General features: G+C 35.4%; 16 protein-coding genes. 14 read left to right on the plus strand and 2 right to left on the minus strand.

From position 1 onward, the window contains the following. Positions 1-34: 34 nt before the first annotated feature. The 5 genes from rnz to AC4BB2_RS06710 all read left to right on the plus strand — a co-directional run bounded on the left by rnz (position 35) and on the right by AC4BB2_RS06710 (position 5,192). Positions 35-967, plus strand: a complete 933-nt coding sequence (rnz, locus tag AC4BB2_RS06690) for a ribonuclease Z (protein WP_490472191.1) — start codon at positions 35-37, stop codon at positions 965-967. Positions 968-979: 12 nt separating this feature from the next. Next, entirely contained in the window at positions 980-1,780 is an 801-nt protein-coding gene (locus AC4BB2_RS06695) for an SDR family NAD(P)-dependent oxidoreductase (protein ID WP_490472192.1), read from the plus strand. 13 nt (positions 1,781-1,793) lie between these two features. Further along, the gene (locus AC4BB2_RS06700) at positions 1,794-2,231 is read left to right on the plus strand and encodes a LapA family protein (protein ID WP_490472193.1); all 438 of its coding nucleotides are present in this window, start codon (positions 1,794-1,796) and stop codon (positions 2,229-2,231) included. A gap of 133 nt (positions 2,232-2,364) precedes the next feature. Beyond that, positions 2,365-4,677: a single-stranded-DNA-specific exonuclease RecJ gene (gene recJ / locus AC4BB2_RS06705; RefSeq protein WP_490472194.1), complete on the plus strand. Its 2,313-nt coding sequence runs from the start codon at positions 2,365-2,367 to the stop codon at positions 4,675-4,677. Positions 4,678-4,679: 2 nt separating this feature from the next. After that, entirely contained in the window at positions 4,680-5,192 is a 513-nt protein-coding gene (locus AC4BB2_RS06710) for an adenine phosphoribosyltransferase (protein ID WP_490472195.1), read from the plus strand. Between the two features lie 64 nt (positions 5,193-5,256). On the opposite strand, the gene AC4BB2_RS06715 is transcribed toward AC4BB2_RS06710, so the two are convergent. Together AC4BB2_RS06715 and trhA are read right to left on the minus strand one after the other, a co-directional pair. After that, positions 5,257-5,457: a hypothetical protein gene (locus tag AC4BB2_RS06715; RefSeq protein WP_490472196.1), complete on the minus strand. Its 201-nt coding sequence runs from the start codon at positions 5,455-5,457 to the stop codon at positions 5,257-5,259. A 161-nt stretch (positions 5,458-5,618) separates the two neighbouring features. Then, the gene (gene trhA, locus AC4BB2_RS06720; protein WP_490472197.1) at positions 5,619-6,272 is read right to left on the minus strand and encodes a PAQR family membrane homeostasis protein TrhA; all 654 of its coding nucleotides are present in this window, start codon (positions 6,270-6,272) and stop codon (positions 5,619-5,621) included. A gap of 130 nt (positions 6,273-6,402) precedes the next feature. On the opposite strand from trhA, the gene AC4BB2_RS06725 reads away from it, so the two are divergent. The 9 genes from AC4BB2_RS06725 to rnhB all read left to right on the plus strand — a co-directional run bounded on the left by AC4BB2_RS06725 (position 6,403) and on the right by rnhB (position 13,704). Beyond that, positions 6,403-7,245 (plus strand): DegV family protein, encoded by an 843-nt coding sequence (locus AC4BB2_RS06725; protein ID WP_490472198.1) that lies wholly within the window; start codon positions 6,403-6,405, stop codon positions 7,243-7,245. 273 nt (positions 7,246-7,518) lie between these two features. After that, positions 7,519-8,409, plus strand: coding sequence for an SGNH/GDSL hydrolase family protein (locus AC4BB2_RS06730; protein WP_490472199.1), 891 nt, complete (start codon positions 7,519-7,521; stop codon positions 8,407-8,409). A gap of 5 nt (positions 8,410-8,414) precedes the next feature. Then, positions 8,415-9,089: a YpmS family protein gene (locus tag AC4BB2_RS06735; RefSeq protein ID WP_490472200.1), complete on the plus strand. Its 675-nt coding sequence runs from the start codon at positions 8,415-8,417 to the stop codon at positions 9,087-9,089. Next, complete coding sequence (msrA, locus tag AC4BB2_RS06740) at positions 9,086-9,595, plus strand: peptide-methionine (S)-S-oxide reductase MsrA (protein ID WP_490472201.1); 510 nt, start codon at positions 9,086-9,088, stop codon at positions 9,593-9,595. The genes AC4BB2_RS06735 and msrA overlap by 4 nt, the downstream gene beginning before the upstream one ends. Before the next feature lie 4 nt (positions 9,596-9,599). Further along, positions 9,600-9,818 (plus strand): YozE family protein, encoded by a 219-nt coding sequence (locus AC4BB2_RS06745; protein ID WP_490472202.1) that lies wholly within the window; start codon positions 9,600-9,602, stop codon positions 9,816-9,818. A 96-nt stretch (positions 9,819-9,914) separates the two neighbouring features. Next, a complete protein-coding gene (locus AC4BB2_RS06750; RefSeq protein WP_490472203.1) occupies positions 9,915-11,360 on the plus strand; it encodes a S41 family peptidase in 1,446 nt (481 codons plus the stop codon). A 160-nt stretch (positions 11,361-11,520) separates the two neighbouring features. Next, a complete protein-coding gene (gene lepB / locus AC4BB2_RS06755) occupies positions 11,521-12,075 on the plus strand; it encodes a signal peptidase I (protein WP_490472204.1) in 555 nt (184 codons plus the stop codon). A gap of 8 nt (positions 12,076-12,083) precedes the next feature. Next, positions 12,084-12,947 carry a ribosome biogenesis GTPase YlqF gene (gene ylqF, locus AC4BB2_RS06760; protein ID WP_490472205.1) on the plus strand — a complete coding sequence of 288 codons (864 nt, stop codon included), beginning with the start codon at positions 12,084-12,086 and terminating at the stop codon, positions 12,945-12,947. Continuing rightward, positions 12,937-13,704, plus strand: a complete 768-nt coding sequence (rnhB, locus tag AC4BB2_RS06765; RefSeq protein ID WP_490472206.1) for a ribonuclease HII — start codon at positions 12,937-12,939, stop codon at positions 13,702-13,704. Before ylqF ends, rnhB begins: the two co-directional genes overlap by 11 nt. Positions 13,705-13,760: the final 56 nt, after the last annotated feature.

Genomic DNA, 13,760 nt, shown 5'->3' on the forward strand with positions numbered 1-13,760 from the left:
ATAAAGAAGAAGTTTAAAGAAAGTTAGGTAGCCAATGGAATTACAATTTTTAGGTACAGGAGCTGGGGTTCCAGCAAAACATCGTAACGTAAGCAGTATTGCTTTAAAATTATTAGACGAAAGAAATGCAGTCTGGTTATTTGATTGCGGCGAAGGAACACAATTACAAATTTTAAAAAGTAATATTCGTCCCAGAAAAATAGAAAAAATATTTATTACTCATTTACATGGGGATCACATTTTTGGTTTACCCGGATTATTAAGTAGTCGATCTTTTCAAGGCGGAAACGAAAAACTTGAAGTGTATGGCCCACCAGGTGTTGCTGCATTTGTTCGAACAGCATTAAAGGTATCGCAAACGCGGCTTTCATATGAGCTGAAATTTATTGAAATAGCTAAAGAAGGAATCGTATTTTCTGACAAACAATTTACTGTTTCCTGTTTGCCGTTGGATCACGGAATCGAAAGTTTTGGTTATAGAATTGTTGAGGCAGATCACGAAGGAGAATTACAAGTTGAAAAACTTGCTGCCTTAAATATCCCATCAGGACCGATTTACGGAAAAATCAAACGAGGAGAACAAGTAGAGTTACCTGATGGTCAAGTAATTGATGGAAAAGACTTCGTTGGAGAAAGAAAAGCTGGAAGAATCGTAACTATTTTAGGCGATACAAGAAAAACACAAAACAGTGTGTTACTCGCTGAAAATGCCGATATCCTAGTTCATGAAAGTACTTTTAACAAAGATGAGGAAAAAATGGCCAAAGCTTATTATCATTCAACAAGTCATCAAGCTGCACAAGTTGCACTAAAAGCCAATGTAGAAAAGCTTGTTTTGACTCATATCAGCGCACGTTATTTAACTGGAGATATCATTCATTTAGAAAACGAAGCTAAAGAAATATTTCCTAGAACAAAAATCGTTAAAGATATGGAAATAATAGAAATACCTTTCAAAGATCAGTAAGGGGGAAAGAGAATGTATCCAGGACAAGATTTAACAGATAAAATAGTTGTCGTAACGGGGGGTTCAGCAGGTTTAGGGGAACAAATTTGTTATGAAGCAGCGAAAAAAGGCGCAATTGTTGTTGTATGTGCTAGAAGGATTAACTTGATTGGCAAAGTAAAAGAAACATGTGAAGAGTTAAGCGGAAAATTAGCTTTTTCCTTTCAGTTAGATATTGCAGATCCTGAAAATGTGGACACTGTTTTTGAAAAAATCGAAGCAGAGGTTGGGCCCATTGATGTACTAGTCAACAATGCTGGATTTGGAATTTTTGAAAACTTTATAGACACAGATTTAGCAATAGCTAGAAACATGTTTGAAGTCAATGTTTTAGGGATGATGGTCTTTACACAAAAGGCGGCGATTCAAATGGCAGAAAGAGGAACAGGTCACATTATTAACGTGGCGTCTATGGCTGGGAAAATGGCCACAGCAAAGTCAACTGTTTATTCTGCAACAAAATTCGCAGTTTTAGGTTTTTCAAATGCCTTACGATTAGAATTAAAACCTTTAGGAGTTTCTGTTACTACCGTAAATCCTGGTCCTATACAGACTGACTTTTTCGATAAAGCTGATCCTTCAGGTGACTACTTATCCTCGGTTGATTTATTCGTCCTAGAACCAAATAAATTAGCACGAGAAATTGTAAATGCAATGGGAACGTTCAAACGAGAAATTAATCGCCCCCGAATCATGGAAGGTGCCTATCGTTTGTATACCTTATTTCCTCACATAGGTGATTTATTGGCTGGCGGATTACTAAACAAAAAATAAGGAGGAAGAACAGATGAAAAATCAGTGGCGTGTAGTTATAGGTCTAATTTTGGTTCTTATCATTGTAATCTTTGCTGTATTAAATAACCAAACAGTTCCAGTCAGCTTCGGTTTTGCGAAAATTTCGGGGCCATTAATTCTAATTATTCTTGGTTCAGCCATTTTAGGAGCTTTGATAGGTTTACTAACCTCAACTACGACAATGTGGAAGCAGAAAAAGCAAGTGAAAGAATTAGAGAAAACCATTGGAATCTACAAAAACGATGCAGAGAAACTAACGCAAGAAGAAGTTGAAAAAGTTAAACGAACATATGAAAATCAATTAGCTGAATTGCAAGCAAAATATGATACGGTCGTTGCTAATACACCTCTAACTGCTACAGAGGATACAGAACCTGTTGGCAGTCGTGTAGACCACTTCACGAAACCAAGAAGTAATGAAGAAGAATAAGTCGACAGAAGCAGAGAAAAAGCAGAAATAGTTTATCTCTGCTTTTTAATTTGCGAAAATAGTTTTTCCTCTATGATACTTTCTTTAGTTTTCCCATTCTATTTGTTATAATTACTTGGTTAGGAGTGACGTCGTGAAAAAAGCAAAATATACATGGCAATTACGGGACAAGACAGAGTTGCCTCAAGAGTTTTCAGAAATACTAACAAATGAAAAAATCAATCCTTTGCTAGGGCAACTTTTATGGCATCGAGGAATTCAGACAAAAGATGCTTTAGAAACGTTTTTACGTCCTACAGTTGAAAATCTTTACGATCCTTTTTTGATGCATAATATGGAAAAATCTGTAAATAGAATTCAGGAGGCTATCGCACAAGGGGAGAAAATTCTGGTCTATGGCGATTATGATGCGGATGGTATCACTAGTACAACCGTTATGAAAGAAGCAATCGAGTTAATTGGTGGTGAAGTTGAATACTTCTTACCAAATCGATTCATTCATGGGTATGGACCAAATCTATCTGTATTCAAAGAACAGATTGAAAATGGTATACAATTAATTGTTACAGTGGATAACGGAGTTGCTGGTCACGAAGCAATTAATTATGCAACAGAACAAGGAATTGATGTGATTATTACAGATCACCATGAGTTGCCTCCAGAATTACCAAATGCTTTTGCAATTATCCATCCCAAACATCCAGAAGGAGAGTATCCATTTGGCGATCTAGCAGGTGTAGGAGTAGCATTCAAAGTAGCTACGGCTTTACTAGGTGAGCTGCCTGTTGAATTTCTTGATTTAGTTGCGATTGGTACAATTGCTGATTTGGTTTCATTGACAGACGAAAATAGAGTGCTAGTAAAAATGGGGCTTGAAATGATTCGAAACGGTGAACGAATCGGTTTAGATACATTGATCCATTTAGCAGAAGTCAAAAAAGAAACAATAAGTGAAGAGAATATCGGCTTTACCATTGCCCCACGCTTGAATGCTTTAGGCAGATTAGGCGATGCTGCACCAGGTGTTGAACTGATGACGACCTTTGATGAAGAAGAAGCTGAGGGAATTGCAACATACATTAATAGTCAAAACGACGAACGAAAAGAAATTGTTGCAACAATTACAAAAGAAGCCTTTGAGCTTATCGATCTCAGTGAGCCAATTCATATTGTGGCAAAACAAGGTTGGCATGAAGGGGTTCTTGGAATCGTTGCGGGAAGAATTATGCAGGAAACCGGGAAACCGACGATTGTATTGACGATAGACGAAAATAATGAATCTGCAAAAGGTTCTGGTCGTAGTGTTTCAGCATTGAATCTATTTGATGCATTGAGTGAAATCCGTGAAGACTTTACTCATTTTGGTGGACACCATATGGCTGCTGGTATGACGCTGCCTGTTGCTAATATCGATAAAGTAAAAAAACACCTCATTAGCTATCTTGAAGCCAATCAAATCGATCTTTCTCAAGGACAAGAACTATTGATAGATGAAACATTAAAAGTGGAAGAAGCAACAATTCCATTCATTCAGCAACTAAAAATTCTTGCTCCATTTGGAACAGATAACCCAGTCCCAAACTTTTTATTCGAAGATGTTTCTATTGAACAAATTCGTCAAATCGGAGCAGATAAAAGTCACCTTAAGTTTCAGTTAAGTCAAGACAGTGCTAAATTAGATGCAATTGCATTTCAAATGGGAAATCAAGCAGATGAATTTGAGCAAGGAGCAACAAGTGTTTCTGGGCAATTATCTATCAACGAGTGGAACGGTAATAAAAAACCACAACTAATGGTTAATGATTTTTCAGTTGATGGTGTTCAATTATTTGATCTTCGCGGTAAAAATGGTCGTCAAAAAGAAATTCCAGCTTCAAATACGCTATATGTGTACTTTAGTAACGATAGTAAGAAGCTAATTGATGATACTGCCAGTGATCAATTATTGTTTAACGATTTAGATGAAGCAGTAGAAAAGATCAAAGACAAGGACATTCAACAACTAGTTTTTGTCGATTGCCCAGATGATATTGCTTTACTGAAGCAAATTACACAACTTGGAAAAATAGAGCGTGTTTATATGATGGGAATTTCTCTAGAGGAAGCGTATCTAAACGGTACTGGAACCAGAGAACAATATGCTCAACTCTACAAATTCGTAAGACAACAAGAACAAGTGGATGTTCGTTATAAGCTAAATGTTGTTGCTCAACACTTAAAAATACAAGAAAAATTACTAATTTTTATGATTCAGGTGTTTTTTGACCTAGGATTTGTTACAATAGAAAACGGTGTTTTAAGAAAAGTCGATAGTCCAGAGAATCATCCGTTGACTGAGAGTAAGGTCTATCAAACTCGCTTAAAAAGAATCAAAACAGAAGAATTTTTGTTATACAGCGATCGTGAGACAATACAACAATGGCTGTGGAATGAGGAGGAAGTATAAGAATGAATTTAAAAGATTATATTGCTAGTATTCCTGATTATCCAGAAAAGGGTGTTGTTTTTAGAGATATTTCACCGTTGATGGCAAATGGGGACGCATATCGTGAAGCAACAAAACAAATCGTCGATTATGCAAAAGAAAAAAGAATCGACATGGTGGTTGGACCTGAAGCACGCGGATTTATTGTTGGCTGTCCAGTTGCCTATGAACTAGGCGTAGGTTTTGCACCTGTTCGTAAAAAAGGGAAGTTACCTCGTGAAACAATCGAAGTGACCTATGAATTGGAATATGGAACAGATACGTTAACGCTTCATAAAGATGCTATTCAACCAGGACAACGAGTGTTGATTTGTGATGATTTATTAGCTACAGGCGGTACAATCAAAGCGACAATTGAATTGATTGAGTCTTTAGGTGGTATTGTAGTAGGCTGTGCATTCCTGATTGAATTGATGGATTTACATGGGCGAGATAAAATTGCAGATTACGAAATAGTTACATTAATGGAATACTAAAAAAGTCTTTACTCTTAGTAACATAAGAGTAAAGACTTTTTTGTAGTATATTAGCAAATCTGTTTTACGGATATTTACGATAGATATAATGCTGATGTTCTCTTTTTTTTCTAGCCTGAGTATATCTTTTCTCATCCCATAACATGAACCATATAATAAATAGAGGGCTAACAATAAGCAAAGCTGAACGTAACCCTAATGTTCCTAAGAAAATACCAATAACCAATACAAAAAATAATAATCCACCTCGACGAACTGCTTTCATTCTTAATCACCTCATAATTTTTATCGAACAAACGTTTGTATATTCATTATACGAATGTTTGTTCGATTTGTAAAGAGAAAAATATAAAAAAAGCATTTCTTTTTTGACGAATCAAAAAGAAATGCTTTAGCTAACCTTTAAAATGAAGGTAATTTGTTTTCTTACGTATATAATAAAATTGAAAGGAACATAAACCCAGCACCCAGCATAACAAATAGATGCCAAACTACATGCATAAATCGAACACTCTTCAAACTATAAAAAGCAGCGCCTAATGTGTAAGAAACACCACCAGCGACCAACAATGCAATACCTGTAAATCCCAAAGAATCGTATAACGGCTTGGCAGCAATGATACATAACCAACCCATGATAATATAAATCACAGTAGAAATATTTTTAACTGTTTCTTGTTTATGAAGAGTTAATGATTTATAGACAACTCCGCTAATCGCCATCAGCCATATAAGAACAAACAATAACCAGCCTAACCACCCCTTGATACTTAATAAACAAAATGGTGTGTAGCTTCCAGCAATTAATAAGAAAATTGAACTGTGGTCAAAAACCTGAAAAACTTTCTTAGCTCTAGTAAAAATCAAACTGTGAAATAAAGTAGACGATAAAAATAAAAGAATCAATGTTGTACCATAAATAGCATATGAAACAACGTGTACTGCCGAGCCAAGACGCGCCCCTTTTAAAAGTAAAACAACTAATCCTACAATACTTAATCCAGCCCCAATCCCGTGAGTCACTGCATTGAGAACTTCATTTACAATCATATATTTTCTGGAGAATTTAACTTTTTCCAAGAAATCAACTTCCTTCATTTTAATTTGGTGAAAAATAATTATTTGTCTGTTATACTATATACAGACATTTAAGCCTCAAAAGTATTTTACCACGAATTGAGGTTGTTTATAAAGAAAGAGTGATAAAATTATGACAAATGTTAAAATTGTAACCGATTCTTCTTGTACAATGCTAAAAAGCGTTCGTGATGAGTTGGATATTCAGATGATGCCTTTATCTGTGATGATCGATGGTGTTGTTTACGCTGATGATGATCATTTAGAGGGCGAACATTTTATGGAGCTTATGAGCGGAGCAAAAGCTTTACCTAAGACTAGCCAACCGCCTATCGGTGAGTTTGTTGAGCTTTATGATCGTTTAGGAGCTGATGGCAGCGAAGTGGTTTCGATTCATATGACTAAAGGATTAAGCGGTACAGTTGAAGCAGCTAGACAAGCTGGAAACTTAAGTTCTAGCAAGGTTACAGTGATAGATAGTGACTTTACCGATCAAGGCTTATCATTTCAAGTGATTCAAGCAGCCAAACTTGCTAAAAACGGCGCAAGTGTTCCTGAAATTTTAGCTGAAATCAATCATGTCAAAGAAAATACTAAATTATTTATTGGAATCTCTACGTTGGATAATCTTGTTAAAGGCGGCCGTATCAGTCGTACAACAGGACTTTTATCTAATATTTTTAATATGAAAGTTGTCATGGATTTTGATCATACTGAGCTGATTCCAGTTGCTAAAGGTCGAGGAATGAAAACTTTCAATAAGTGGTTTGAAGAATTAAAAAATGAATTGAGTCATTTATCAAACGTTCGACAAATTGGTATTTCTCACGCTGATGGATTAGAGTTGGCTAATGGATTTAAAGAGGGGCTACAAGCGCTGTTTCCTGACATGGAAATTCCGGTACTTCATACAAATCCTGTAATTGCAACTCACACAGGTAAAGGTGCTTTTGCTATCATGTATTATACAGACTGAGTCAAAAGCCTTCCACTCTGATAAATAAGAAGGAGCTGCTTTTTTGCCGCCTTTTAAGGTTCTGGGATATAACTCCAAGAGTTGTGTCCCAGACTCTTTTTTTATAAAAAATTATTTTTTATAAATTTTACTGTACAAATGCACTTAAAATAGAGATAATTTAATAATCAGGATTTTAAAATCTAAGTAAATAGAAGAAGCAAGGGATCATTTAGAGACTTTGTGCTGTAGATCGACATGCTCTTTTTGATTTGCAGTAAAGGAAGGGATACAATGAAATTATTTTTAGAAAAAAATTGGTCGAGTTTTGCCCTTTTTTTCATTATGATTATCGGCACTTTTGCAGTGTTGATGATAGCTGTTCCTAAGGAAAAACCAGTTTTAGGAATTGTAACAAAGCAAACTGTTAAAAACGAAACCAAAGAAGTGATTCATTATGTTGCAATTGGTGACTCATTGACTGAAGGGATCGGAGATTCAACCAACTCAGGCGGATTCGTTCCCTTAGTTGCCAAAGATTTGCAAGAAAAATACCATTTAAATGGTGTTCAAACCGATAATTTCGGTAAAAACGGCGACCGTAGTGACCAAATTCTTAAACGAATCAAAAAAAACACAGAAATTCAAGAAGGATTGGCTTCAGCAGATATGATTACTTTAACTGTTGGCGGGAATGATTTAATGAAAGTGATTAAGGGAGATGTATTTCGCTTAACCAAAAATTCATTTAGTAATCCTTTGAAAAACTACCAAAAAGAAGTCGCAAAGCTCCTTACAGAAATTCGTAAATATAATGCTGATGCGCCGATATATGTTTTAGGTATTTACAATCCCTTTTACCTTTATTTTCCTGACATCACAGAAATGCAAGAGATAGTGGATAATTGGAATAACGGGACACAAGAAGTTGTAAAGGCAGAGAAGAACGCCTATTTCATTCCAGTCAATGATTTACTCTATAAAGGAGTAGGGGACGAGGTTGGAATTGTCAGCAGCGAAGATATCAATACAACATCAAGCGAAGACCGTGATATCAAAAATAATGCGTTATATGAAGAAGATCGTTTTCACCCCAATAATTTAGGCTACCAAATCATGGCCAGCACAGTACGTGACAAGATGACTAGTACCGAAGATAAATGGTTAAATAAAGGAAGTGAGTGAGACAAATGACGAATGAACCAGAAGGAAAAAAAGCGAATAGACGAAGAAAAAAAGCACCAGAAGTGAAAAAAACGATAAACAATTGGAAAATTGCTTTCCTAGTTTTGATTGGTCTGATGATTGGAAGTATGATTTTTGTTTTTGTAAGAGTGACACAAGTTCGAGAACCAAACTACAAACCGGTTCCTGAATTAGTAGAAAAAGATGGGACACCAGTTATCGCCATCCAATCAAATAAAAAGCAGGTAAATGCATTAATCGATTTTTATCTTGAAGATTTTCAAAAAGGATCTGACATTACTTATAAATTTTATTTAGAAAATGAAGCGATGTTGAATGGTACGTTCGAAGTTCTTGGACACCCAATTCAGTTTTATCTTTATTTTGATCCATATGTAATGGACAATGGAAACGTACAACTAAAAGCAAAAAGTTTATCTGTAGGAACGTTAGGACTTCCAATGAAAGAAATCTTAAAATTCGTTCAAAGGGATTATAAACTACCTAGCTGGGTTGAAGTGAATCCTGATGATATCACAGTTTTACTACGCTTAGATCAATTTAGAATGCAAAACGGTTTATTTATACGGGCTGAAAAAATAAATTTAGTTGATGATGACATCCGAATGAACATTTATTTACCAAAAGATAATACTGATAAAAAGGAGGAGTCAAATTGAGCGAGATCGCAATTTTTGCCGGTGGCTGCTTTTGGTGTATGATTCAACCATTTGATAAACAACCCGGTATTATTTCTGTGACATCAGGCTATACCGGCGGACATGTTCCAAATCCAACGTATGAAGAAGTTTTAAGCCACACAACAGGACATACTGAAGCTGTAAAAATCGAGTTTAATCCAGCTCTAATGTCCTATGAAAAATTAGTAGAAATCTACTGGCAGCAAACCGATCCTACAGATGCTTTAGGGCAATTTGAGGATCGTGGAGATAATTATCGGCCGGTTATCTTTTATATAAACGAGCTACAAAAAAGAACAGCTGAAAAAAGCCGAGACGCTTTGAAAAATAGTGGACGTTTTACAGAGCCTATCGTAACAACGATTGAACCAGCAGCTGATTTTTATCCTGCGGAAGACTATCATCAAAACTTTTATCAAAAAGAACCTGAACGTTACAAAGAATCAAAAACAAATCGAGCAAATTTTATAAAAGAGAATTGGTGAATCTATGAGAAGAAGTTTTTATCACTATTTAATGACATTGAGAGCACCCAAAAAAACAGATGAAAGTCAATTTGCAAATGATGCTGCAAAAGATATTCAATTTCCAAAACAATCAGAAGATTATCATGAACTCTCAACTTATTTAGAAATGAATACAGACTATGTAAAAAACATGTACATTTTTGACGAGTTATGGGAAAAATATGTAGAGAATAATAAATAAAAAAAGAAGGAGGGGGAAAAGAAAGCTTTTCCTTCCTTTTTTTTCATGGTAAACTGGAAAACATGCAATGATAAATTTACAGAAAGAGATGACTTTATGAAAAACAAACAACAAGTCCCATTTCATCAATATATTATTTCTATTGCTTGTGTTGCTTTTTTGGCAGGTGGCAGCTCCTATATTTATTTTGATTATCAATATAAAAAGCAACTTGCTGACAGTCCTGTTCAAAATACAAATTTAAAAAAAGTAGATAATCTGTATAACGAAATACTTAGTAATTATGTAGGGAAAGTTGATGAGAATAAACTCGTAGACGGCGCCTTAAAAGGGATGACTGAAGCATTAGACGATCCTTACTCCACATATCTGAATGAACCAGAAGCTGGCGAATTAGATCAAAGCCTAGCAGGCAGTTTTGAAGGAATCGGCGCAACAATGACAATGACAGATGATCTTCCTGCTGTTGCTCAAGCACCAATTAAAGGCTCTCCAGCTGCTAAAGCAGGAATGAAAGTCAATGATACGATTTTAAAAGTTGATAATGAAGAAACAAAAGGAAAAAAACTTTCTGAAGTAGTCAGTAAAATTCGTGGTAAAAAAGGGACAGAAGTTCGATTGACGATTAAACGTGGTGAAGAAATATTTGAATTGAAGATCACTCGAGATACCATTCCAATTGAAACTGTTAGCGGTGAATTGGATAAAACTGATTCTTCAATTGGCTCAATCAAGATTACTTCTTTTGGTGAAAATACTTACAAAGAACTTCAAGAAACAATAAAAAAATTAAGAAAAGAAGGCGCTACTTCATTTGTGATTGACTTACGTCAAAATCCAGGAGGATTACTTGATCAAGTTGAAAAAATGGCTAGTATGTTCCTAAAAGACGGAAAAACAATCATCAAATTTGAAGACAAAAAAGGAAACACAAGTGAAGATGTTGCTTCTAGCCAATTAGATGGCGGATTTAAAGTTACTGAACCTACAGTTGTTCTTGTTGACGAAGGTAGTGCTAGTGCGTCAGAAATTTTCGCAGCTGCTTTAAAAGAATCTGGCAATAAAAAAATTATCGGGACGAAAACTTTTGGTAAAGGAACCGTTCAAACCGTAAAAAATCTAAATGATAAAAGTGAGATTAAATTAACGGTTCTAAAATGGTTAACACCAAATGGCGAATGGATCCATGAAAAAGGTCTAGAACCAACTATTAAAGCCGATTATCCTGATTACGCCTACTTGACTCCAATTTCTAGAGATAAAACCCTAAAAATAGGCGATTCCTCATCAGTAGTTAAAAATGTCAATTCCTTATTAAAAGCGCTAGACTATGATGTTAATGGAGAAAGTAGTGATTTTTCTGAACAAACAAAAGCAGCGGTTAGTTCTTTACAAACGGATAACAACCTACCTGTTACTGGAGAAGTAGATAATGAAACAGCAACTCAAATCGAGCTAGCTGTATCAAAAAAAATCAAAGAAAATGATCAAGCTTATGAGACAGGAATCAACGAAATTCAAAAAGAAAATAAAAAAGATTAAATAAAATAGGCGTGAAAAAAGTTCGTTTGAAGAAAAAAACGAGTTTTTCACACCTATTTCTCATTGATTTTTAAATGCGTTAACTTTTCCTTTAAATTAGTCGCTTTTTCTAGTAATTTTCCTTTATAATAGAATCAACAAAAGAAAGGGAGAGAAGAGAGTGGAAAAGCAGAAAACATATATCGGGTATTTTATTTTTTTCATGAAATTGCTCATTCCTTCTTTAGTACTGTTATTTATACTAAGAGGTTTTATTCTAATCCCTGTTCCTGTTGATGGTAATTCAATGGAAAAAACACTTAGTCAAGGTGACATGATCGTGATGGAAAAATTCTCATCCATCAAGCGTTTTGATGTAGTTGTATTCAAGCTACCAAATGGATCAATCTATATCAAAAGAGTGATTGGACTGCCAGGAGATGCTGTCAGGTACGAAAATGATCAACTTTATATAAACGAAAAACCGATTGAAGAACCCTTCTTAGAAAAAAATATAAAAAAAGATCATGAAACAGCTCCGTATACGACAAATTTTAATTTAAGTGATCTTACAACAGAAGAAGTTTTACCCCAAAATAGTTATTTTGTGTTGGGAGATAATCGAAGAATGTCAAAAGACAGCCGTTCTTTTGGTGCTGTTGAAAGTAAATATATTATAGGAAAAGCACAATTTGTTTACTACCCAATAAAACATATGAAATTCATACCAAGATAGGTGATAAGATGACAATACAATGGTTTCCAGGACACATGGCTAAAGCCAGAAGAGAAGTATCTGAAAAAATAAAATATGTTGATATCGTTTTTGAGTTGGTTGATGCTAGGTTACCCCTTTCATCTAGAAATCCAATGATGGATCAAATCGTTCAGCAAAAACCTCGTTTGGTTTTATTAAACAAAGGAGATTTAGCTGACAAAGAACAGAACCAGAAATGGCAGCAGTATTTTCAGGAAAAAGGCTATCACACTTTAGTTATTAATGCGCAACAAAATAAAGGTGTCAATAAAATTGTTCCTGAAGCAAAAAAAGCGCTAAAAGAAAAACTTGAACGCGAACGTTCAAAAGGGCTTAAACCACGTGCCATCCGTGCGATGTGTATTGGTATTCCAAACGTTGGAAAATCAACATTAATGAACCGTCTAGTAGGAAAAAAAATCGCTCAGACTGGTAATAAACCGGGAGTTACGAAAGGACAGCAATGGTTACGTTCTGGTACTGACCTAGAGTTGTTGGACACACCAGGAATCCTGTGGCCAAAATTTGAAGATCAGGAAATTGGTAAGAAGTTAGCCTTGACGGGCGCGATTAAAGATCAACTACTTCATTTGGATGATTTAGCTATCTACGGATTGTCATTCTTTTCACGTTTCCATCCTGGGCGTTTAGTTGAACGCTATCATTTAACAGAGGAAGAAACATTTTTACCTGCTGCTGAACTTTTGATGCTGATCAGTCAAAAGCGCGGTTATCGTGATGATTATGATCGAGCAAGTGAGATGATTATTCAAGAAATACGTAGCAGTAAATTAGGTCCGTATACATTAGATCGTTGGGAAGAATTAGGAGTCGTAAAAGATGAAAACTGAGTCAATTCAGCAAATTAAAACAGCTTTAGCAACTATTACAACAAGAGATGATAAAAGAATCCAGCAATGGAAAGAAGATGAACGCAGCGGTGTTCAGCAAGCTATTGCTCAATGGAATAGAAGAATGCAGCGGCATGAAAAAGAGGTAGCATTACTTGAGGAAATGCAAGAGTTTGAAAATAATGCGAGAGCAAAAGGTCATCGTTTGATTGTTGGCATAGATGAGGTAGGCCGTGGTCCTTTAGCAGGTCCAGTTGTAGCTGCTGCAGTTATCTTGCCGGAAAACTTTCAACTTCTTGGAGTAAATGATTCTAAAAAGTTATCTGCCAAAAAAAGAGATGAGCTTTATGATGAAATCCAAAATCAAGCAATTTCGATTGGTATTGGGATGGTGGATCATAATAAAATTGATGAAATAAACATTTATCAAGCATCCAAACTGGCGATGGGAATAGCACTGGAAGACCTTTGCTTCATTCCCGACTATTTATTGATTGATGCAATGGAGCTAGACGTAAAAATCCCTCAAGACAGTATTATCAAAGGTGATGCTCGTTCAGTGTCCATCGCAGCTGCAAGTATTGTTGCGAAAGTTATCCGTGATCGCCTAATGGAAGACTATGCTAAAATGTATCCTGGATATGGTTTTGAAAACAACGCCGGTTATGGAACAAAAGAACATTTGTTAGGTTTAGAGAATCAAGGAATCTGTACAATTCACAGAAAAACATTTGCTCCAATAAAAGATATGTGTTAAAAAAATAAAAAGCCCCTTTTTTTGCGGATACTTACTATAACAAGTATTTGTGAAAG

This window comes from Enterococcus sp. AAFC-DPL-5146 (assembly GCF_058216635.1).

Excerpts from the sequence above, each read along its gene's own strand:
- rnz (WP_490472191.1), top strand. The coding sequence starts at position 35 with ATGGAATTACAATTTTTAGGTACAGGAGCTGGGGTTCCAGCAAAACAT.
- AC4BB2_RS06695 (WP_490472192.1), top strand. The coding sequence starts at position 980 with ATGTATCCAGGACAAGATTTAACAGATAAAATAGTTGTCGTAACGGGG.
- AC4BB2_RS06700 (WP_490472193.1), top strand. The coding sequence starts at position 1,794 with ATGAAAAATCAGTGGCGTGTAGTTATAGGTCTAATTTTGGTTCTTATC.
- AC4BB2_RS06710 (WP_490472195.1), top strand. The coding sequence starts at position 4,680 with ATGAATTTAAAAGATTATATTGCTAGTATTCCTGATTATCCAGAAAAG.
- AC4BB2_RS06715 (WP_490472196.1), bottom strand. The coding sequence starts at position 5,457 with ATGAAAGCAGTTCGTCGAGGTGGATTATTATTTTTTGTATTGGTTATT.
- AC4BB2_RS06725 (WP_490472198.1), top strand. The coding sequence starts at position 6,403 with ATGACAAATGTTAAAATTGTAACCGATTCTTCTTGTACAATGCTAAAA.
- AC4BB2_RS06730 (WP_490472199.1), top strand. The coding sequence starts at position 7,519 with ATGAAATTATTTTTAGAAAAAAATTGGTCGAGTTTTGCCCTTTTTTTC.
- AC4BB2_RS06735 (WP_490472200.1), top strand. The coding sequence starts at position 8,415 with ATGACGAATGAACCAGAAGGAAAAAAAGCGAATAGACGAAGAAAAAAA.
- AC4BB2_RS06745 (WP_490472202.1), top strand. The coding sequence starts at position 9,600 with ATGAGAAGAAGTTTTTATCACTATTTAATGACATTGAGAGCACCCAAA.
- AC4BB2_RS06750 (WP_490472203.1), top strand. The coding sequence starts at position 9,915 with ATGAAAAACAAACAACAAGTCCCATTTCATCAATATATTATTTCTATT.
- ylqF (WP_490472205.1), top strand. The coding sequence starts at position 12,084 with ATGACAATACAATGGTTTCCAGGACACATGGCTAAAGCCAGAAGAGAA.
- rnhB (WP_490472206.1), top strand. The coding sequence starts at position 12,937 with ATGAAAACTGAGTCAATTCAGCAAATTAAAACAGCTTTAGCAACTATT.